At 44.5% G+C, this 21,038-nt stretch carries 15 protein-coding genes, 3 rRNA genes, 1 pseudogene, 1 riboswitch and 1 other annotated feature; of the genes and pseudogenes, 4 read left to right on the top strand and 15 right to left on the bottom strand.

What is annotated here, in order from left to right:
- Positions 1-5: 5 nt before the first annotated feature.
- A complete protein-coding gene (pepV, locus tag LC065_RS10075) occupies positions 6-1,379 on the bottom strand; it encodes a dipeptidase PepV (RefSeq protein ID WP_264187752.1) in 1,374 nt (457 codons plus the stop codon).
- Between the two features lie 2 nt (positions 1,380-1,381).
- Positions 1,382-2,401 carry a potassium channel family protein gene (locus LC065_RS10070; protein WP_226591555.1) on the bottom strand — a complete coding sequence of 340 codons (1,020 nt, stop codon included), beginning with the start codon at positions 2,399-2,401 and terminating at the stop codon, positions 1,382-1,384.
- Positions 2,402-2,585: 184 nt separating this feature from the next.
- Here LC065_RS10070 and LC065_RS10065 point away from each other — a divergent pair, with 184 nt between their 5' ends.
- Entirely contained in the window at positions 2,586-2,783 is a 198-nt protein-coding gene (locus tag LC065_RS10065) for a DeoR family transcriptional regulator (protein WP_370551134.1), read from the top strand.
- A gap of 68 nt (positions 2,784-2,851) precedes the next feature.
- Here LC065_RS10065 and LC065_RS10060 read toward each other — a convergent pair whose 3' ends face one another.
- Both LC065_RS10060 and LC065_RS10055 read right to left on the bottom strand, forming a co-directional pair.
- A complete protein-coding gene (locus tag LC065_RS10060; RefSeq protein WP_226591557.1) occupies positions 2,852-3,577 on the bottom strand; it encodes a pseudouridine synthase in 726 nt (241 codons plus the stop codon).
- Between the two features lie 18 nt (positions 3,578-3,595).
- Positions 3,596-5,203: a putative polysaccharide biosynthesis protein gene (locus tag LC065_RS10055; RefSeq protein ID WP_226591559.1), complete on the bottom strand. Its 1,608-nt coding sequence runs from the start codon at positions 5,201-5,203 to the stop codon at positions 3,596-3,598.
- A gap of 103 nt (positions 5,204-5,306) precedes the next feature.
- Between LC065_RS10055 and LC065_RS10050 the strand changes: the two genes are divergently transcribed.
- Positions 5,307-6,566 (top strand): BaiN/RdsA family NAD(P)/FAD-dependent oxidoreductase, encoded by a 1,260-nt coding sequence (locus LC065_RS10050; protein ID WP_226591561.1) that lies wholly within the window; start codon positions 5,307-5,309, stop codon positions 6,564-6,566.
- 340 nt (positions 6,567-6,906) lie between these two features.
- On the opposite strand, the gene LC065_RS10045 is transcribed toward LC065_RS10050, so the two are convergent.
- The 7 genes from LC065_RS10045 to leuS all read right to left on the bottom strand — a co-directional run bounded on the left by LC065_RS10045 (position 6,907) and on the right by leuS (position 15,765).
- Positions 6,907-7,146 carry a hypothetical protein gene (locus LC065_RS10045; RefSeq protein ID WP_226591563.1) on the bottom strand — a complete coding sequence of 80 codons (240 nt, stop codon included), beginning with the start codon at positions 7,144-7,146 and terminating at the stop codon, positions 6,907-6,909.
- 67 nt (positions 7,147-7,213) lie between these two features.
- The gene (locus LC065_RS10040; RefSeq protein WP_226591565.1) at positions 7,214-7,483 is read right to left on the bottom strand and encodes a hypothetical protein; all 270 of its coding nucleotides are present in this window, start codon (positions 7,481-7,483) and stop codon (positions 7,214-7,216) included.
- Positions 7,484-7,642: 159 nt separating this feature from the next.
- A 5S ribosomal RNA gene (rrf, locus tag LC065_RS10035) occupies positions 7,643-7,756 on the bottom strand.
- A gap of 90 nt (positions 7,757-7,846) precedes the next feature.
- Positions 7,847-10,758, bottom strand: a 23S ribosomal RNA gene (locus tag LC065_RS10030).
- A 170-nt stretch (positions 10,759-10,928) separates the two neighbouring features.
- Positions 10,929-12,494, bottom strand: a 16S ribosomal RNA gene (locus LC065_RS10025).
- The 16S, 23S and 5S rRNA genes sit together here, the layout of an rRNA operon.
- A 423-nt stretch (positions 12,495-12,917) precedes the next feature.
- Entirely contained in the window at positions 12,918-13,229 is a 312-nt protein-coding gene (locus LC065_RS10020; RefSeq protein ID WP_226591727.1) for a rhodanese-like domain-containing protein, read from the bottom strand.
- A gap of 121 nt (positions 13,230-13,350) precedes the next feature.
- A complete protein-coding gene (gene leuS / locus LC065_RS10015; RefSeq protein ID WP_226591729.1) occupies positions 13,351-15,765 on the bottom strand; it encodes a leucine--tRNA ligase in 2,415 nt (804 codons plus the stop codon).
- A gap of 52 nt (positions 15,766-15,817) precedes the next feature.
- Positions 15,818-16,032, bottom strand: a binding site (T-box leader).
- Positions 16,033-16,160: 128 nt separating this feature from the next.
- Here leuS and LC065_RS10010 point away from each other — a divergent pair.
- Positions 16,161-16,736 (top strand): tRNA 5-(aminomethyl)-2-thiouridylate-methyltransferase MnmM, encoded by a 576-nt coding sequence (locus LC065_RS10010; RefSeq protein WP_226591731.1) that lies wholly within the window; start codon positions 16,161-16,163, stop codon positions 16,734-16,736.
- An 83-nt stretch (positions 16,737-16,819) separates the two neighbouring features.
- Here LC065_RS10010 and LC065_RS10005 read toward each other — a convergent pair whose 3' ends face one another.
- Genes LC065_RS10005 through LC065_RS09995 form a run of 3 tightly spaced genes read right to left on the bottom strand, consistent with a single transcriptional unit; the run spans position 16,820 to position 18,694 of the window.
- Positions 16,820-17,869: a tetraprenyl-beta-curcumene synthase family protein gene (locus tag LC065_RS10005; protein ID WP_226592785.1), complete on the bottom strand. Its 1,050-nt coding sequence runs from the start codon at positions 17,867-17,869 to the stop codon at positions 16,820-16,822.
- A gap of 47 nt (positions 17,870-17,916) precedes the next feature.
- Positions 17,917-18,306: a serine aminopeptidase domain-containing protein gene (locus LC065_RS10000; protein ID WP_306163379.1), complete on the bottom strand. Its 390-nt coding sequence runs from the start codon at positions 18,304-18,306 to the stop codon at positions 17,917-17,919.
- On the bottom strand, positions 18,239-18,694 hold the full coding sequence (locus LC065_RS09995; protein ID WP_306163378.1) for an alpha/beta hydrolase: 456 nt from the start codon (positions 18,692-18,694) through the stop codon (positions 18,239-18,241). Before LC065_RS09995 ends, LC065_RS10000 begins: the two co-directional genes overlap by 68 nt.
- Positions 18,695-18,753: 59 nt before the next feature.
- On the opposite strand from LC065_RS09995, the gene LC065_RS09990 reads away from it, so the two are divergent.
- Positions 18,754-19,269, top strand: a complete 516-nt coding sequence (locus LC065_RS09990) for a gamma carbonic anhydrase (protein WP_226591735.1) — start codon at positions 18,754-18,756, stop codon at positions 19,267-19,269.
- A gap of 67 nt (positions 19,270-19,336) precedes the next feature.
- Here the strand turns inward: LC065_RS09990 and metK are convergent.
- Positions 19,337-20,533: pseudogene (metK, locus tag LC065_RS09985) on the bottom strand (methionine adenosyltransferase).
- Positions 20,534-20,813: 280 nt separating this feature from the next.
- Positions 20,814-20,924: riboswitch (SAM riboswitch) on the bottom strand.
- Positions 20,925-21,038: the final 114 nt, after the last annotated feature.

Genomic DNA, 21,038 nt, shown 5'->3' with positions numbered 1-21,038 from the left:
TCTCTTTATTTTGTCAATTCATAGAGGCTTTCGGCATAGATTTCAATGGCCTTGATCATATCAGATATCCTGACATGTTCGTCCTTTTGGTGAGCCGTATCCGGACTATCATCAAATAACGCTCCGAATGCTACTCCCGCTTCAAGGGCTCTTGCATAGGTCGCCCCTCCCATCGTCTTCACTGCCGCTTCTTCACCTGTAACTTTGTTATAAACAGAAAGCAATGTTCTTACAAACGGATGGTCCTTTTCCAAGTGAATCGATGCTAGGTGATCATAGACTTCATACGTACCCCTATTTTTTGCAGCAAAATCTTTTAATTGCTGATCAATGCCATTATAATCTGCACTCACAGGGTACCTAAGGTTGAACCCAAGCTTACACGTATGTTCATCTATTACGATCGATCCTAGGTTTGAAGTGAGGGCTCCGGACACTTCATCCATTTGTTTTACATTCAACCCTTTACCATCTGTCGTTTCAAAAGCCTTATATATCTTCTGGATAAATAACTCATACTCACCATCCAGCGGTAGGAATTGCAGGAAACGTAATAAAGCTGTAATAGCATTCAATCCTTCTTCCGGTTTGCTGGCATGAACGGCATTCCCTTTCACTTTCACCTCATACCGCCCGCCTGCGGCCCTTACTGTCCCTTTAAGCTTGTACTGAGCTGAATAATCATTGAAAACCTCAACTATATTCAGCGGCGATTCAATCCATGCCACTGCTTCGTCAGGAACCATATTCAAGCGGTCACCACCATGCACGGAAACCACCTTTGTTTCCCCCTCATTTTCAGGTACTGGATAAGTGATGTAGCTGTCTAACAACCCTTTTTCTGCATGAATGACCGGAAATGATGCATCAGGGGTGAAGCCGAGAGAAGGCATCGTCTCGTTTTTAAAATAATAATTGATTCCCTTCCAATCCCGCTCCTCATCGGTACCAAGGATTAAACGGATTTTTTTCCTGGGTTGAAACCCTTGCTCTTTTAAAATTTTCATAGCAATGTATGCAGCCATCACAGGTCCTTTATCATCTTGAGCACCGCGGGCGAATAATTTGCCGTCCCGGATTGTCGGTTCAAAAGGAGGCGTAGTCCAACCTTCTCCTGCAGGTACAACATCCAGATGGCCAAGAACACCAATCATCTCATCCCCATCGCCAAATTCAATATGCCCGCCATGCCCATCTACATTTTTAGTAAGAAAACCGTCTTCATCCCCGATACTCAACATTTTTTCCAGTGCCTCATGTATAGGTTTTCCATAGGGATACACATGATCTTCCTCGAAAACACTCGGAATTTTCAACAATTCCATTACGTTGTCTAAATATTCCTTTTCGTACCTCTTACTCAAAGCATGAAAATCCATTCTCATTCTCCTTTACTAAGAATTTTTTCATAAGTCGGCTTGTCACATACAGCGTATAACTCAGCCTCGTCCGGTATGGATTCATCTAATTTTCGATTAATGGTCAGGTCATTCCGATCAGCAATTAAAGTCGCACCATCATCAAGTAAAGACTGAAAAGCATCTCGGTATGTGCTCCAGCCTCCTTTTTTCGGAATGTAATATAAGTCTTCCCCTACCGATCTCTTAAGCAACTGTCCATAGATGCCGGAGACACCTTTTCTGAAAGCAGAACGAACGGCTAGGGAAGAAATCGTTTCATTTGAAACAATGAATTCATCGATTTGAGCATGTTTAAAATTTTTCACATGTTTCTCTTCCATGATTTCCGCAATGGTATGCACATTCGGGGCTACGGTTTCAATAGAAGAAGCAATTAAGAGAGTTTTCCCATCTGTCATCTGTTCATTCCCCATTCGCTCATCTGCAAAAATAAGGACAGCCTTTGCTCGGGATATGTTTGCCTTTTCCAAAGTCTCTTCGTCCGAAGCTTCGCCTTTTATGTAATGGATATTTTCTGTAAGAATAGGAGCTTCTTTTAATTGATCAATGATGACAATATTGCATTCCTCATTGGTTTCCATCATTTCCTTTACTGCAAAATGGGCTTTTTGGGACCATCCAATAATGACGAAATGACCGCTATCTTTATACACGATATCACCTTCCAGTCGTTTTTTTCGAAAAATGGCTAAGCCATCAATAATTTTTCCTATGACAATACCAATAAGTCCAATACCTATAACATATAATAGTATCGCAATGGAACGACCTGCCACAGTCACCGGATAATAATCCCCATATCCTACAGTCGTAACTGTTGTCATCACCCACCAGAAGCCATCAAAAAAAGTTGGGAATGTATCATTTTCTACCACAACGATTAAAATACTCGAGAAAAGAATAAGAAGAGCGCTTGCCGTAAAAAGTATCGTATTGTTTACTCTGACCATCTTCAAAAAGATTTTCCGAAGTAACATCATAGTTCCAGCCTCCTAACTTTTAATATTTTGTAAATTAGATGAATAATCTGTAAATTAAAACGATTATAGTAGCACGTTCCGTCTCATTATTGTAGAATGAAACCAACTTCAGAGATTCACATGCACCACAAGTTCCATACAATGACGATTAAGGAGTGGTTTTTTGAATCATCCATCATCCCGCATGCTAAATCGGATTAAAGCTGTTTACCTCTATATTAGAGACCGAGGAACAGTATCGACTAATGAGTTAGCAGACGAGTTCGGTATCACTGACCGTACTATGCAGAGGGACTTAAGCATTTTGGAATACAACGGGCTGGTATCAAGTCCGCACCGTGGAAAATGGACAATCACTGAAAAGAAAGTCAAAATATCATAGAAGATGAGGATATAGATGACACCCGGAAAAGATTCCGGGTGTTTTTTTGGTTACTCATTCAAAGTTGTCTACAGTTCTAAGTTTGTAATTCCCATCAAATAGTCAATTTCCTCATCTGTCAGCTCTCTGTATTCTCCAAGGTCGAGATCCTCATCCAGACCAAGCTCGCCGATCATCACCCTTTTAAGATACGTGACCTTCTTATCAACGGCTTCAAACATCCGTTTCACCTGATGGAATTTCCCCTCTGTGATGGTTAACTCTATTTCGGAAACATCCCCGGATTCGAGAATAACCAATTTCCCAGGCTTGGTGTGATACCCATCATCCAGAGTGACTCCTTCAGAGAATTTCCTCACATCTTCTTCTGTTACTTTTCCATCAATGACAGCGAAATAAGTCTTCCCGACATCTTTTTTAGGAGAAGTTAGTCGATGATTAAGCTGCCCATCATTCGTGATCAACAACAACCCCTCTGTATCCTTATCTAATCTGCCGACAGGAAACGGGTCAAACACCTGGTCCTCTGGCTGCAAAATATCAATCACCGTCGGATCATGCGCATCTTCCGTCGCAGAAATTAAATCGCCTGGTTTGTTCATCATCAAATAAATGTATTCTCTATACTCTACTTCCTCTCCCATCACCGTGACCAGATCTTCATTAGGGTTCACATGGGTTTTCGGGCTCTTTTCAGGGTTGCCATTAATTCGTACGTTTCCACCCTTCAAAAGAGTTTTCACTTCTTTCCTCGTGCCATACCCCATATTAGCTAAAAGTTTATCAATTCTCATCTTGGACAAAACCTCCTTTTATCCTCTCTTTAAAAATCTATCCAGTACACGAACACGATCACCTAAGATACGCTCAAGCAGTGTTGTCTGATAGGTTAACCACAGGTAAACAAGACCACCAGCACCAATACTGAAGAACAGAACGATCAGTGCATCCAGTCTACTTTCCATCGGATCTAAAATGAAACCAAGCACCCATTTGATCAAAAGCACAACAATGGCCATGATGGTCGTCAAAATCAGAACGAGCAACGTCCTCTTAAACAATTGTTGGTAAGAAAATTCAATGGAAGTGAAAATACGTCCAAAGTTAAGGATAACCGCTGCAGCAACACCAATGCCTGTTGCAATGATTGCACCTTTTGCTCCAAATAGTTGAATGAGCCACCAGTTCAGTCCCAGCTTTAATAGGATTCCTGTCCCGAGACTTATGACAGCAAAATTCTGTTTGTTGATCCCTTGTAGGATGGATGAAGTTACAGTATATAAGGCCAGGAACAATCCGACAGGCGCATACCAGCGCAATAGATCTCCCCGATATTCGAGCTCATCAACCCCATAGAATGTCCCATAGGCCTCAAAGGCAACAACTGAAAGACCAACGACCGCTGGGATAATCAACAGGGCGACGATTTGCAGTGCCTGGTTAATCTGGTGATTCAGACGGTTCATTTCATTTTTAGTATAAGCCTGAGTGATCGCCGGTAACAGGGCTAACGACAACCCGAGTCCTAAGGTGACCGGAATCATAATTAATTTATGACTCAGGAAATTAATGATTGAAAAAGCATTGTTATACTCTAAGCCTGAGGCTTTAATTGCTTTTTCTAATGTGAACTGATCGACAAGCTGATACAGTGGTGTAGCAATCCCTACTAAAATAAATGGTCCTGCATAGGCGAATAACTCTTGGAACATCTCCTTGTTGGAGAGACCATACGTGTACTCCTGAGCCTCTAACTGACGATCCAGGAACGGCTTTCTCTTTCGCCAATACCAATAAAGGACGATACACGAAGCAATTCCACCAATGAAAGCGGCGAACGTTGCAAAACCAACCGCTTGTGGAATAGGCCCTTGTAGAACTTGTACAATAATAAAAACAGAAACAAGCAAGAAGACAATTCTAACAATTTGTTCAATCACCTGTGATACAGCTGTTGGAGCCATGGATTCATGCCCTTGGAAGAATCCTCTGGTAATACTCATCGGTGGGATGACAAGCAATGCAAAGCTGACCATTTGGATGACCATCGTAGCATGTCCAAGGCGATCAGAGTCATCCCCGATCGTCCATGCAGCCACCTGCTCTGCAGAAAAGAACAAAATTAAGAATGCCAATACACCAGTAATGGACATGAGAGTCAGACCAGCTTTTAACATCTTCCTTCCTGTTTCATAGTCTCCCAAAGAGTTATACTTTGACACAAACTTGGAGACAGCTACAGGTACCCCCATACTGGAAAGACTAAGTAATATGCTGTATGGTACGTAAGCAATCGAAAATAAATCCGTTCCTTCCGTACCTACCATATTTTCAAACGGAACGGTATAAATCATTCCTAGAAACTTTGACAAAAATGTTCCGGCCGTTAATAACATCGTACCTTTAAGTATCTTTGACATAATTCGCTTTTCACCTTCAATTTTATTGTAGAATCGACCTCATCTATTTTATCATAGATAAAGGAAGAACAAGGAACGAATGACCTAAGAAAGGAAGACATCCATGACTTACCAAGTAACTGTCATTGGTGGAGGACCCTCAGGACTCATGGCTGCTATTGCTGCAGCCGAGCAAGGTGTAGACACTCTACTCATTGATAAAGGAAAAAAACTAGGAACAAAGCTTGCTATATCAGGAGGAGGGCGATGTAACGTCACCAACCGCCTTCCAGAAAATGAAGTGATCAAACACATACCTGGAAATGGGAAATTTTTATACAGTCCTTTTTCAGTATTTAACAATTATGACATTATCGATTTCTTCGAAGGCCTTGGTGTCGAACTGAAAGAAGAAGACCACGGACGAATGTTTCCTGTCAGTAATAAGGCCAAAGATGTCGTACAAGCCCTTCTGAATCGGATGGACGAATTGAATATTGAAGTTCGTAAAGAAACTCCCGTGGAGGCCATTCATTACGGAGAAAACGAACACCACGTTATTTTAAAGTCAAAAGAAAAGATTGTGACCCGGTCCTTGATTCTGGCAGTAGGAGGTAAAGCTGTGCCCCATACAGGCTCCACCGGTGATGGATACGCATGGGCAAAAAAAGCTGGGCATACCATTACCAAACTATTTCCTACAGAGGTCCCTCTTCTTTCCAAAGATTCATTTATAAAAAACAAAACGTTACAAGGTCTCTCTCTCAGGGACGTGGATGTCTCTGTGTTAAATGAAAAAGGAAGAAAAATCGTTACCCACCGGATGGACATGTTGTTCACCCATTTTGGCTTATCAGGCCCTGCTATTTTAAGATGCTCTCAATATGTTGTAAAAGAATTCATGAAAGGACACCGCCCGGTAACCATTGAAATTGATGCGATGCCTGATGAGAAAGAAAATGATCTATTAAACAAACTTCAAAAGATGATGGAAGAACATTCGAAGAAATCTTTCAGGAATGTGATTAAAGGTATGGTGCCTGAACGCTTACTTGATTTCATTCTTGAAACATCCGAAATATCTCCAGATGAAAAGTCTGCCAACATCTCAAATGAAAAATTGCGGAATTTCACTCATATTTTGAAGAACTTCCATGTCCATGTTCACGACTCTCAGCCAATCGAAAAAGCATTCGTCACAGGCGGTGGTGTCTCTATAAAAGAGATCATTCCAAACACGATGCAATCCAAGCTTATGGAACGCCTTTATTTCTGCGGGGAAATCCTTGATATCCACGGTTATACTGGTGGATACAATATCACCTCTGCCATGGTCACAGGCAGGGTCGCTGGTATGCATGCAGCATGGGAAGCTATGTCATAACTTTAAAATATCTGTAGCTTCAATAACTTGTTCACCTTTATGACTGGATTGTGGAAGACACGATTTCGAGATATTTGTGAGATTATAGGGGAGTCGGAATGTGCTTTTTCCATGGTGCGCGCTTCATAACCGTTAAAGCTTGATGCAGAGTGCTTATTGCTTATATCACAGAGGCAGTGGCTCCTGGGGAATAGGGTTCTTTTCTCTTCTACTTGATTGGGTTGTAGGGAAGCTAGGAGACTCCCGCAGGAACGGATTGGCTGGTGGCACACCCACAGTAAAGCGAGCGTCTTCGGAACTAAAGTACAATATTGTTGAAAAAAAAGAAGTCGAGAAAGGGTCAGCCCTTTCTCGACTTTCTTTGTTCATACTCTTTCAATCTACCTAGTTCCTCATTTATTAAATGCTGCATCTCTTCACGATCCTCCTGAGAAACGAGAGGATCTGTCTCATCCCAATCCACCATATACACAATGTAAAACCTTCGAATTCGTCTAAAATAAATCGTAGAATGTGGAAACTTGTCAAAATACCCTCGGACCATTTTTCTTCTTGAGTAGCTCCAACGCACTAGTTGCATCTGGGTCCCTCCGAACATACATTCTCTCATTCAGTATAACGAGGAATACTAGGAAACTCAACCATTTCTACCAAATAAATACAAGTCCTAAATAAGCGAAAAGAAGACTACTAGATAAATATAAGAATCCATACGTTTTTAGTCTTTCATAACGGTTGGTAATGCCAAATACTCCGACAAATGCCAGCCAAATAATAATCGCTACAAAGAAGATATGTTGAAGAAAACCAATTTCCTCCTTCAACGATACGAAATAAAAACCAATTGGAATCAATAAAAGCATCATTGCGTATTTCCAATTCCAAAACGTATTCCTTTTCCTTACCAATTCTGCCATGGTCTACATCCTTCCTCTCATAAATAAATCGTCATTTCTACGGTTGGCTCAACTTAATAAAAATTAGGAATGCTATGTACACTACTATTTTACCAAATGTTTTTCAGATATCCATAAATAAACAACCCTTCAGGAATATTCCTGAAGGGTTGTCGAATGACGTGGCGGCGTCCTACTCTCACGGGGGTAAACCCGACTACCATCGGCGCTGAAGAGCTTAACTGCTGTGTTCGGCATGGGAACAGGTGTGACCTCTTCGCCTTCACTACCACATCAATTTAAAGTTTGAAGTGAACCTTCAAAACTGAATAAGGAAACATCTGTTATGAAAAGTAACTGTCATTCACGAATGATTATAATCAGATAGATAAGTCATCGATCCATTAGTATCCGTCAGCTCCACGTGTCACCACGCTTCCACCTCGGACCTATCAACCTCATCGTCTCTGAGGGATCTTATTACCTTATAGGTAAGGGAAATCTCATCTCAAGGGGGGGCTTCATGCTTAGATGCTTTCAGCACTTATCCCGACCACACGTAGCTACCCAGCGATGCTCCTGGCGGAACAACTGGTACACCAGCGGTGTGTCCATCCCGGTCCTCTCGTACTAAGGACAGCTCCTTTCAAATTTCCAACGCCCACGACGGATAGGGACCGAACTGTCTCACGACGTTCTGAACCCAGCTCGCGTACCGCTTTAATGGGCGAACAGCCCAACCCTTGGGACCGACTACAGCCCCAGGATGCGATGAGCCGACATCGAGGTGCCAAACCTCCCCGTCGATGTGGACTCTTGGGGGGAGATAAGCCTGTTATCCCCGGGGTAGCTTTTATCCGTTGAGCGACGGCCCTTCCATGCGGAACCGCCGGATCACTAAGCCCGACTTTCGTCCCTGCTCGACTTGTAGGTCTCGCAGTCAAGCTCCCTTGTGCCTTTACACTCTGCGAATGATTTCCAACCATTCTGAGGGAACCTTTGGGCGCCTCCGTTACCTTTTGGGAGGCGACCGCCCCAGTCAAACTGCCCACCTGACACTGTCTCCGGACCGGATTACGGTCCAGGTTAGAATGTCCGTACAGCCAGGTAGTATCCCACCAGCGCCTCCACCGAAGCTAGCGCTCCGGCTTCCAAGGCTCCTACCTATCCTGTACAAGCTGTACCAACATTCAATATCAGGCTACAGTAAAGCTCCACGGGGTCTTTCCGTCCTGTCGCGGGTAATGTGCATCTTCACACATAGTATAATTTCACCGGGTCTCTCGTTGAGACAGTGCCCAAGTCGTTGCACCTTTCGTGCGGGTCGGAACTTACCCGACAAGGAATTTCGCTACCTTAGGACCGTTATAGTTACGGCCGCCGTTTACTGGGGCTTCGGTTCAACGCTTCGCAAAAGCTAACGCATCCCCTTAACCTTCCAGCACCGGGCAGGTGTCAGCCCCTATACTTCGCCTTACGGCTTCGCAGAGACCTGTGTTTTTGGTAAACAGTCGCTTGGGCCTTTTCACTGCGGCTCCTCGGCAGAGGAGCACCCCTTCTCCCGAAGTTACGGGGTCATTTTGCCGAGTTCCTTAACGAGAGTTCTCCCGCTCACCTTAGGATCCTCTCCTCGCCTACCTGTGTCGGTTTGCGGTACGGGCACCTCTTTCCTCACTAGAGGATTTTCTTGGCAGTGTGAACTCAGGAGCTTCGGTACTATATTTCCTCCCCATCACAGCTTGACGTTGCCGGACGGATTTGCCTATCCGACCGTCTCACTGCTTGGACGCGCACATCCAGTGGCGCGCTCTCCTTATCCTCCTGCGTCCCCCCGTCGTTCAAACGGAAAGGAGGTGGTACAGGAATATCAACCTGTTGTCCATCGCCTACGCCTTTCGGCCTCGGCTTAGGTCCCGACTAACCCTGAGAGGACAGCCTTCCTCAGGAAACCTTAGGCATTCGGTGAAAGAGATTCTCACTCTTTTTCGCTACTCATACCGGCATTCTCACTTCTAAGCGCTCCACCAGTCCTTACGGTCTGACTTCACGGCCCTTAGAACGCTCTCCTACCACTGATCATAAGATCAATCCGCAGCTTCGGTGGTGTGTTTAGCCCCGGTACATTTTCGGCGCAGAGTCACTCGACCAGTGAGCTATTACGCACTCTTTGAATGATGGCTGCTTCTAAGCCAACATCCCATTGTCTAAGCAACTCCACATCCTTTTCCACTTAACACACACTTTGGGACCTTAGCTGGCGGTCTGGGCTGTTTCCCTCTCGACCATGAACCTTATCACCCACGGTCTGACTCCCAGAACAAAGTCTATGGCATTCGGAGTTTGACTGAATTCGGTAACCCGATAGGGGCCCCTCGTCCAATCAGTGCTCTACCTCCATGACTTTCTATTCTGAGGCTAGCCCTAAAGCTATTTCGGAGAGAACCAGCTATCTCCGTGTTCGATTGGCATTTCACCCCTACCCACACCTCATCCCCGTAATTTTCAACTTACGTGGGTTCGGGCCTCCAGTCAGTGTTACCTGACCTTCACCCTGGACATGGGTAGATCACACGGTTTCGGGTCTACGACCGCATACTCACTCGCCCTATTCAGACTCGCTTTCGCTGCGGCTCCGCTTCTGCTGCTTAACCTCGCATACGGTCGTAACTCGCCGGTTCATTCTACAAAAGGCACGCCGTCACCCATTAACGGGCTCCGACTACTTGTAGGCACACGGTTTCAGGTTCTCTTTCACTCCCCTTCCGGGGTGCTTTTCACCTTTCCCTCACGGTACTGGTTCACTATCGGTCACTAGGGAGTATTTAGCCTTGGGAGATGGTCCTCCCGGATTCCGACGGAATTCCTCGTGTTCCGCCGTACTCAGGATCCACTCCGGAGAGAGAAAGATTTCGACTACAGGGCTGTTACCTGCTCTGGCTGACCTTTCCAGATCGATTCGCCTATCTTCCTCTTTGGTAACTCCAATGGAGTGTCCTACAACCCCAGAAAGCAAGCTTTCTGGTTTGGGCTGATTCCGTTTCGCTCGCCGCTACTTGGGAAATCGCGTTTGCTTTCTCTTCCTCCGGGTACTTAGATGTTTCAGTTCCCCGGGTGTGCCTGCCTATACCTATGTATTCAGTATAGGATACTGTTCCATTACGAACAGTGGGTTTCCCCATTCGGAAATCTCCGGGTCAAAGCCTACTTACGGCTCGCCGGAGCATATCGGTGTTAGTCCCGTCCTTCATCGGCTCCTAGTACCAAGGCATCCACCGTGCGCCCTTATTCACTTAACTATCTTCGTGAAAAGACGTTTACAATTTCAATTAGATGTCTTGTCATCAATTGTCTCATCGTTAGATGAAACAATGATTCCTTATCCAGTTTTCAAGGTTCACAAGTTGAAAGATCGTTTGATCTCTCAAAACTGAACAACCAACACAGTACGTTTCCGTTATATCCTTAGAAAGGAGGTGATCCAGCCGCACCTTCCGATACGGCTACCTTGTTACGACTTCACCCCAATCATTGGCCCCACCTTCGGCGGCTGGCTCCAAAAAGGTTACCTCACCGACTTCGGGTGTTGCCAACTCTCGTGGTGTGACGGGCGGTGTGTACAAGGCCCGGGAACGTATTCACCGCGGCATGCTGATCCGCGATTACTAGCGATTCCGGCTTCATGCAGGCGAGTTGCAGCCTGCAATCCGAACTGAGAATGGTTTTATGGGATTTGCTACACCTCGCGGCTTCGCTGCCCTTTGTACCATCCATTGTAGCACGTGTGTAGCCCAGGTCATAAGGGGCATGATGATTTGACGTCATCCCCGCCTTCCTCCGGTTTGTCACCGGCAGTCACCTTAGAGTGCCCAACTGAATGCTGGCAACTAAGATTAGGGGTTGCGCTCGTTGCGGGACTTAACCCAACATCTCACGACACGAGCTGACGACAACCATGCACCACCTGTCACTTGGTCCCCGAAGGGAAAGTCCTATCTCTAGGATTGTCCAAGGATGTCAAGACCTGGTAAGGTTCTTCGCGTTGCTTCGAATTAAACCACATGCTCCACCGCTTGTGCGGGCCCCCGTCAATTCCTTTGAGTTTCAGCCTTGCGGCCGTACTCCCCAGGCGGAGTGCTTAATGCGTTAACTTCAGCACTAAGGGGTGGAAGCCCCCTAACACCTAGCACTCATCGTTTACGGCGTGGACTACCAGGGGTATCTAATCCTGTTTGCTACCCACGCTTTCGCACCTCAGCGTCAGAAACAGACCAGAGAGTCGCCTTCGCCACTGGTGTTCCTCCACATATCTACGCATTTCACCGCTACACGTGGAATTCCACTCTCCTCTTCTGTCCTCAAGTTCCCCAGTTTCCAATGACCCTCCACGGTTGAGCCGTGGGCTTTCACATCAGACTTAAGGAACCGCCTGCGCGCGCTTTACGCCCAATAATTCCGGACAACGCTTGCCCCCTACGTATTACCGCGGCTGCTGGCACGTAGTTAGCCGGGGCTTCCTCGTTAGGTACCGTCAAGGTACCGCTCTATTCGCACGGTACTTGTTCTTCCCTAACAACAGAACTTTACGATCCGAAGACCTTCATCGTTCACGCGGCGTTGCTCCGTCAGACTTTCGTCCATTGCGGAAGATTCCCTACTGCTGCCTCCCGTAGGAGTCTGGGCCGTGTCTCAGTCCCAGTGTGGCCGATCACCCTCTCAGGTCGGCTACGCATCGTCGCCTTGGTGAGCCGTTACCTCACCAACTAGCTAATGCGCCGCGGGCCCATCTGTAAGTGATAGCAAGAAGCCATCTTTCAACTTTCCTTCATGCGAAAGAAAGTATTACCCGGCATTAGCCCCGGTTTCCCGGGGTTATTCCGATCTTACAGGCAGGTTGCCCACGTGTTACTCACCCGTCCGCCGCTCGTTCCACGAGCTTCACCCCGAAGGGATCCACTCGCTTCCCGCGCTCGACTTGCATGTATTAGGCACGCCGCCAGCGTTCGTCCTGAGTCAGGATCAAACTCTCCATAAAAGTTAAGTTTGACTTGCTCATTTGCACACCGAATGTGCTTGTTTCAAATCTCTTCTATAAAGAAGAAATGTTTTGACGTACTGGTTGGTTCGTTCAGTTTTCAAAGATCAAGTACTGCCTCACCCGACAGTAATCAAATTCTAGCATAATCGACTATATGTCGTCAATAGCTTTAATAGAATTTGTTGAAATAAATCTCTTAATGAGATGTTTTCTGTGCTGCTGAATAAGCAACGTTACCTATAATACACGGTGAACTTTCCCACGTCAATAGTTTAATAGAATTTCTTTGATATAAATGCAACCATTATTAGAGAGTAAAAAAACCCCTTCTATATAGAAAGGGCCGATCAAATGTGTGTAGTTACATCTGACACAACGTATTAAATTATTTGTAGCAGTTATCGCTTAACACCGCTCGTGTTAAAAAACGAGCTCTCCTTGCCACTTCAACATTCCGCCTTCCATGTTTTGTACGTTCCCAAATCCACGTTCTTTCATGAATTCGGCAGCATTCATGCTGCGGCGACCGGAACGGCAGATCATCACATACTCTTGATCTTTAGGCAGGCTCTCAATTTTTTCAGGAATATCCCCAAGGCGTATATGCTTTGCATTCGGAACCATCCCTTGTGAAACTTCTTCATCTTCTCTTACATCGATTATAGTAAAGTCATCGTTATTGTTGATTTTCTCTTCCACTTGTTGAGGCGTGATTTCTTTAATTTGACTCATTTTCATCCCTCCATATTAATCGTTTGCACATTAATTTTAATTTACTGTTAATTAAAGTCAAGGCATATGACCAATAACAAATAAAGCACCCTGCTATACAAACAGGGTGCTTACAAATGATTTAATTGGCTACAATGTTGACTAGTTTACCTGGTACAGCAACAACTTTCCTGATTGTCTTTCCTTCCAGCCATTGCTTGACGTCGTCATTTTCAAGTGCTTGCTTCTCTAGATCTTCTTTGGAAGCTTCTTTATTTACCATCATTTTCGCACGCACTTTACCCATAACCTGGACCACGATTTCCACTTCATCTTCTACAAGTTTAGATTCGTCAAACTCCGGCCAAGGCTGATAGCTGATCGTTTCAGAGTGGCCAAGCTTCTGCCATAGTTCTTCTGCTAGGTGTGGAGCGACAGGAGATAGAAGTTTAACAAAGCCTTCTACATACTCTTTCGGTAAAACGTCTGCTTTATACCCATCATTGATAAAGACCATCATTTGAGAGATTCCTGTATTGAAACGAAGGGCTTCAAAGTTTTCAGTCACTTTTTTAACGGTTTCATGGTAGACCTTCTCCAACGTAGTATCCCCTGAATTTTCTTTAACTGCTTCTGACAATTCACCTTCAGTAACAAATAGTCGCCATACACGATCAAGGAAACGACGAGCCCCGTCCAAGCCATTCTCAGACCATGCTACTGATGCATCAAGCGGCCCCATAAACATTTCATAAAGTCTCAGAGTGTCTGCCCCGTGAGAGTAGACGATGTCATCAGGATTGACAACATTCCCTTTAGACTTACTCATTTTTTCATTATTTTCTCCAAGGATCATGCCCTGATTGAATAGCTTTTGGAATGGTTCTTTCGTTGGAACAACTCCTGCATCGTAAAGGACCTTGTGCCAGAAACGTGCATACAACAAGTGAAGAACCGCGTGCTCCGCGCCACCAATATACACATCGACCGGAAGCCACTTTTTCAATGCTTCATAATCAGCAAAGGTTTCCTCATTATTAGCATCAATATAACGCAGGTAATACCAGCAGCTACCTGCCCATTGAGGCATCGTATTCGTTTCCCTGCGCCCCTTCATGCCTGTTTCAGGATCTACGACATTAACCCATTCATCAATATTAGCAAGCGGGGATTCCCCTGTGCCGGATGGTTTAATTTCCGTCGTCTTTGGAAGTTTAACAGGTAGTTCTTCTTCTTTGACTGCAGTAATCGAACCGTCTTCCCAGTGGATGACAGGGATTGGTTCACCCCAATAGCGCTGACGGCTGAAGAGCCAGTCACGAAGGCGGTAAGTTGTTTGTTTCTTACCTTTCCCGTTTTCTTCAAGCCAATGAATTGCCTTTTCAATTGCCTCTTCTTTCCCAAGGCCGTTTAAGAAGTCAGAGTTGATGTGAGGACCATCTCCTGTATATGCTTCTTCCTCAACATTTCCTCCCTCTACGACTGGGATGATCGGAAGGTCAAATTTCTGGGCGAATTCAAAGTCTCTTTCATCATGGGCAGGGACCGCCATAATGGCACCGCTGCCGTAGCTCATCAATACGTAATCAGCCACCCAGATTGGAAGCTTTTCACCATTGATCGGATTGATCGCATAAGAACCAGTGAATACCCCTGATTTATCCTTAGCCAAGTCCGTACGCTCAAGATCACTCTTGTTTTGCGCTTTTTCAATATATGTGGATACGGCACCTTTCTGTTCAGCTGTTACAATTTCATTGACCAGTGGATGTTCTGGAGCCACGACGGCATAAGTTGCACCAAATAATGTGTCTGGACGAGTGGTAAACACATCAAAAGATTGGTTAAAACCATCAATTTCAAAAGTGACCTCTGCCCCTTCTGACTTGCCAATCCAATTTCTTTGCATATCTTTAATGCTTTCCGGCCAATCCAACTCTTCCAAGTCTTCAAGTAGACGATCCGCATAAGCTGTAATCTTCAGCATCCACTGTTTCATCGGGCGACGTTCAACAGGGTGATCTCCTCGTTCACTTCGACCATCGATAACTTCTTCATTCGCAAGTACCGTGCCAAGAGCCGGACACCAGTTCACGGCTACTTCGTCAATATAAGCCAGACCCTTTTCATAAAGTTTCAAAAAGATCCATTGCGTCCATTTATAGTAATCAGGGTCTGTTGTATTCACTTCTCGATCCCAATCATAGGAGAAACCCAGTTCTTGTATTTGCCTACGGAAGGTGTCAATGTTTTGTTTTGTAAATTCTTCAGGATCATTTCCTGTATCCAATGCATATTGCTCTGCCGGAAGCCCGAAAGCATCCCAACCAATCGGATGAAGCACTTCATATCCCTGCATCCGCTTCATACGGGAAAGGATGTCTGTAGCTGTGTATCCTTCCGGGTGTCCAACGTGTAGACCGGCACCTGATGGATAAGGGAACATATCCAATGCATAGAATTTCTTTTTGTCTGAGTAACTGTCTGTCTTGAATGTCTTTTCTTCAAGCCAGTATTTTTGCCATTTCTTTTCAATGGTCTTATGATCAAAAGCCATTTCATTGCCTCCTCATAATCTCTCTAAAAAATATAAAAAGCCCCTCATCCCAGTATGGGACGAGAGGCTTGATTCCCGCGGTACCACCCAAATTAACACATCTGTGTTCAACTTGACATCGATAACGGCGACCACACCGGCAGAAACTACTTATGTTCACTTCTGCGACATCCAAGGCGAGTTCATGATTTTCAAGGACAGCTTCCACCAGCCGCTGCCTCTCTACCACTTGAAAGAGTCACTACTACTCCTTTTCAACGTCATGCTATTATAACCGTATATTAATGAATGAAAACAGCTTTGTCAAGCGGCATTCGCCCAAGCTTTTCGTCCATCTACATGAAAAGTCTATTCGTGCTACAATACTAAAGAACAATACTATTGGAGGATGCAGCATGACGATTGAACGAATTTTAGACTACGCCCATTCATTGATGAAAAAAACGATAGAACCTGGCGATGTCGTTATAGATGGAACGTGCGGCAACGGTCACGATACAGCTTTTCTCGCCCAACTTGTAGGAGAGAAAGGGCATGTGTATGCCTTTGATGTGCAGGATCAAGCGATCTCAAAAACTCAGGAACGTTTAAAGGAACATGGGCTTGCAAACCATACGAGTCTTATCCATGATTCCCATGCCTACGTACAAAACTACCTACAAGACAAACACCAAACCAATATATCCGCAGCCATTTACAATTTAGGTTATCTGCCAGGCAGTGATAAAACTGTGGTAACCAAGCCTGAAGGGACGATCCAGTCGGTTGAAAACGTACTGGCTACTCTAAAGAAAGGTGGGTTGGTGGTCTTAGTTGTCTATCACGGACACCCTGGGGGAGCCGAAGAGAAAGATGCCATCATGGAATATGTATCAGAGTTGGATTCCAAGTACTACCAAGTCCTTCATTACGGATTTATCAATAAAAAAAGAACACCTCCCTTTATCTTAGCCATCGAGAAGCTTTCCTAAGGATTAAGGTGAAATCCAGACGGAGGATAAAAACAGCAAACCGCGTAACTTCTTATATTCCTAAAAGGAAAAAGCCTGGTCGTTTAAATCTCACGACCAGGCTTTAATTTATGATACACCTTTGTATTGTAATAAAAGAACGTTGCTTTCTTACCACTTACTTTCAACATCTCTTTCACAAAGCTTTTAGCATTTGAAAGTCTGCCTACTTTACGATCCGCTAAGTACATGCCAACCAGACCTTCATGTATCATTTGGTGAAACGCTGCATCCGGGAGCCTTTGAATTTCCTCATGGGCCTTTTCAACAAAATACCGGAAGCGGTTCTTCATTTCATCCTCATGGTCGTAGTAAGCACAGAAATTCAAATCCCCCTCTTTCTCATCTTCCTCTTGGTCAATGTAATAATCAAGCAAGATATGTAATCCCTGCATATAAGGAAAATAACTTCTTTCAATTTGATTAGATAACGTTGCATCCATCTTTCCACTAAGCGTATAGGAAACAAGGCAAAAAATTCCCAACGTAGACCCTGTACATGCGGAAAACTCATACCAGCTGAGTTCCGGCCATTCTTTTTGGTAGTGCTTGAACCAATTTTGAAGCCTCGGAATCCTCTCGTTTTCGATCACATGCTTATGAACTTGCAAATCACCATACAACTGACCTAACCTTACCGCCTGCTTCTTGACGATCTGATAGTCTTCCGCCTCGGAAAGGACTTGCTGGCACGTGTTCACAAGATCATGGAGGTACCCCCCATCATCCTGCTCGTCACGATATTGGTAATAATCCTGTAATGGGTTACCTGGTGTCAAGGCGTCGATCATAGATTCATGCAACATGCGGAAATCGTCAGGATCCATAGAGGTGCTACGGTCACAAAGGTTGTCCAAGTAGTCACTGATGGTTTGATAAGCAACAATGAATCGAATGGCCTGTTTATCGTTGCCGCGGGAGAGAGCAGAGTAAATAGATCCCCCTTCACAGTGAAACGTCTTTTCTTCAATACTCGCCAAAGCTTGACTTCTAAGTTCTTCGTCAGGAATCGATTTCGCCCTTTCAATCCAGTAAGATAATTCATTATGAACAGCAGGAAAAATATTTCGATAAACTCTGTACATCAAAAACATGGCGTTACCTGGGACTGCACGTCTCAAAAGAAAGCCTCCTTTCCGATTTACTTTAGATGATCCTCTAAAAAAGATAGCGTATGTTGATAGACATCTTTCCATTCCGGCTCGTTATAAATTTCATGATAAAGACCTGGCCACTGTTTGTACCTTTTTTCTTTTACCTGAACCCGGTCAAACCATTCAGCGGTCTTCTCTATTCTCACCATATAATCCTCTTCGGCCTGCATCAGTAGCAATGGGATATCAGGAAAGCGTTGAATATCAGAAAACGCTTCTCTCGTCGCTTTCTGAAATTCACGGTACCAGCGAACAGAGACTTTATCAATAATCAAAGGATCTTGTTGAAACTCTATAATTTTGTCCTTATTACGTGTGATATATTCGGGATCTTGAGGAGCTTTGATTCTTAATGATGGAATAAAAGTATTTAACATATAAGACACAGCTTCCAAGGGGATGCTCGCTTTTTTTCAGGAGCCCTAGCGCAGGAGAAGAAAGAATAACACCATCCACCTTTGGTTGAGCGGTCTCCATTGTACGAACAACCGCAAGGCCTCCCATGCTATGCCCCATTAAAAATACTTTTTTATTGGGGTCCGCCTCTTGAATCCACATCATAATGGTATTGATATAGTCCTGAAAAGAACGGATATGGCCACTCTTCCCTGAAGAACGACCCTGACCTGGCAGGTCCCCATAAATAACGGAATACCCATCCTTTTGAAGTTGGTCGACCAGTTCATGATACCGTCCTGAATGTTCAAAGGCCCCATGAACGAGCACAACCGTTGCACGATCATTGACTGATTCTACTTTCTTCACAGCATCTCCCTCTTTTCTTCTGCTATACTATCAATAGTATAAGTATAAGGGGGTTTTTCATGATTTGCGAATATAAAGGAAAGGTACCTGACATACATCCGAGCGCGTATGTTGCTGAAGATGCTGTGATCACAGGGGATGTAACCATACAGGAAAAGGCCAGTGTTTGGTTCAAGACCGTGATCAGAGGAGATGTAGCTCCCGTACATATTGGCAAGAACACCAACATTCAAGATTTAAGCCTCTTACATCAAAGCCCAGACAAACCATTAATCATTGAGGACGGGGTAACCGTCGGCCACCAAGTCACTTTACATTCCGCCCATATAAAAGAAAACGCGCTGATCGGCATGGGATCTCTTATTCTGGATGGCGCTGTTATTGGAGAACAAGCTTTCATCGGCGCCGGGAGTCTTGTTCCCCCCGGGAAAGTGATTCCACCAAATACTCTCGCTTTCGGACGGCCGGCCAAAGTCATAAGAGAACTAAATGAAGAAGACATTAAGGAACTCAACAGGATCAGAAAGAGTTATGTGGAAAAAGGGCAATATTATAAAGAACTACGAAAATCATGAAGCCACAAATCGATCACTTGAACGAAAAAAACCGTTCCAAACTTTTGTTTGGAACGGTTTTTTTTTATTACTGACAGCGTGCCTTCAATTCTTCGGCTTTATCTGTACGCTCCCAAGGGAACTCCACATCTGTACGTCCGAAATGACCGTAAGCAGCCGTTTGACGATAAATAGGACGACGCAGGTCCAACATCTTAATAATTCCTGCTGGGCGAAGGTCGAACAGTTCACGGACAGCTTCCACCAGTTGCTCCTCAGAAACCGCACCTGTTCCATTCGTGTTAATAGCAATAGAAACAGGCTGCGCAACACCGATGGCATAAGCAAGCTGAACTTCAACAGAATCCGCAAGTCCTGCAGCTACGATATTTTTCGCAACGTAACGGGCAGCATATGCAGCAGAACGGTCTACTTTCGTAGCATCTTTACCACTGAAGGCTCCCCCTCCATGACGAGCATAGCCACCATATGTGTCGACGATAATCTTTCTTCCGGTTAGCCCGGCGTCACCTTGTGGACCTCCAATGACGAAGCGTCCGGTTGGATTAATAAAGTACTTCGTCTGTTCATCAATATATCCTTCAGGCACGATCGGCCCAATCACATGTTTCTTCAAATCTTCCTGGATCTGTTGCAGAGTCACTTCTTCCGCATGCTGGGTAGAAATAACAATTGTATCCACGCGCACTGGCTGATCATTTTCGTCGTACTCTACCGTCACTTGTGTTTTTCCATCTGGACGAAGGTAATCAAGTGTACCATCATTTCTAACATCAGATAGACGTTTAGAGAGTTTATGAGCCAAGGAGATTGGAAGAGGCATCAATTCTTTGGTTTCATTATTAGCAAAACCAAACATCAATCCCTAGTCTCCTGCACCAATCGATTCAATTTCATCGTCACTCATTTTTCCTTCACGGGATTCAAGAGCAACGTCCACGCCTCCTGCAATATCAGGGGATTGCTCATCAATCGCAGTCAGAACAGCACATGTATCCGCATCAAACCCGTACTTCGCACGAGTATATCCGATATCTTTGATCGTCTGACGTACGATGGATGGAATATCCACGTAAGTATTTGTACTAATCTCACCAGAAACCAGTACAAGTCCCGTTGTCACTGTTGTCTCACATGCAACCCTCGCGTTAGGGTCGTTTTTTAAAATTTCATCTAATATCGCATCAGAAATCTGGTCACAAATTTTGTCCGGATGACCCTCCGTGACGGATTCTGATGTGAATAACCGGCGGTTTGCAGGCATTCTTAAAAACTCCTCCTTCTGTAAGTACAAAGTATTAGACGGAACTCTTTACCAGTATGTGCAGAAACTTTTATACGTTTCATATATGTTCATGTTGCCTCTTTTCACAACCAATGGAGCAATTACATAGGAATATCTACAGGTTATCCTGTTCGAATATTTCTTCATTAAAGGCTGAGTTTTAATGAGTGGATGAATCAATCTCATCCCTCTGTTTGAAAAAAAGCCTTATAAAAAGAAAAAACCTTTCCTATTCGAGGAAAGGGGCTGCTTCCTTTCGCTCTTATCGTCCAAGGAGCATGTCCTCCTTGCTTCAGGTTAGCACCGTGTCATGTGCATGACGGTTGCTGGGTTTCAAAGGGCCTGTCCCTCCACCAACTCTGGATAAGAGAGTATCCGTTCTCCGTTATCGTATCGAAAACCTCATTTGTTGTCAATTGAATTCCACCTCATTCTAACGTATTCGTATTTAGTAAACGTTTGAATGAAATTCACATATATTATT

This window comes from Halobacillus litoralis, assembly GCF_020524085.2.
GTDB classification, from domain to species: Bacteria; Bacillota; Bacilli; order Bacillales; family Halobacillaceae; genus Halobacillus; species Halobacillus litoralis_E.
Note: the sequence above shows the minus strand (reverse complement) of the source record. Positions and strands in the feature narration are given on the sequence as shown.

Bases quoted from the DNA above. Each gene is read 5' to 3' on its own strand.
- LC065_RS10070 (WP_226591555.1), bottom strand. From the start codon at position 2,401: ATGATGTTACTTCGGAAAATCTTTTTGAAGATGGTCAGAGTAAACAAT.
- pepV (WP_264187752.1), bottom strand. From the start codon at position 1,379: ATGGATTTTCATGCTTTGAGTAAGAGGTACGAAAAGGAATATTTAGAC.
- LC065_RS10060 (WP_226591557.1), bottom strand. From the start codon at position 3,577: ATGAGAATTGATAAACTTTTAGCTAATATGGGGTATGGCACGAGGAAA.
- LC065_RS10040 (WP_226591565.1), bottom strand. From the start codon at position 7,483: ATGGCAGAATTGGTAAGGAAAAGGAATACGTTTTGGAATTGGAAATAC.
- LC065_RS10055 (WP_226591559.1), bottom strand. From the start codon at position 5,203: ATGTCAAAGATACTTAAAGGTACGATGTTATTAACGGCCGGAACATTT.
- leuS (WP_226591729.1), bottom strand. From the start codon at position 15,765: ATGGCTTTTGATCATAAGACCATTGAAAAGAAATGGCAAAAATACTGG.
- LC065_RS10020 (WP_226591727.1), bottom strand. From the start codon at position 13,229: ATGAGTCAAATTAAAGAAATCACGCCTCAACAAGTGGAAGAGAAAATC.
- LC065_RS10050 (WP_226591561.1), top strand. From the start codon at position 5,307: ATGACTTACCAAGTAACTGTCATTGGTGGAGGACCCTCAGGACTCATG.
- LC065_RS10005 (WP_226592785.1), bottom strand. From the start codon at position 17,869: ATGTTTTTGATGTACAGAGTTTATCGAAATATTTTTCCTGCTGTTCAT.
- LC065_RS10065 (WP_370551134.1), top strand. From the start codon at position 2,586: ATGCTAAATCGGATTAAAGCTGTTTACCTCTATATTAGAGACCGAGGA.
- LC065_RS10010 (WP_226591731.1), top strand. From the start codon at position 16,161: ATGACGATTGAACGAATTTTAGACTACGCCCATTCATTGATGAAAAAA.
- LC065_RS10045 (WP_226591563.1), bottom strand. From the start codon at position 7,146: ATGCAACTAGTGCGTTGGAGCTACTCAAGAAGAAAAATGGTCCGAGGG.
- LC065_RS10000 (WP_306163379.1), bottom strand. From the start codon at position 18,306: ATGTTAAATACTTTTATTCCATCATTAAGAATCAAAGCTCCTCAAGAT.
- LC065_RS09990 (WP_226591735.1), top strand. From the start codon at position 18,754: ATGATTTGCGAATATAAAGGAAAGGTACCTGACATACATCCGAGCGCG.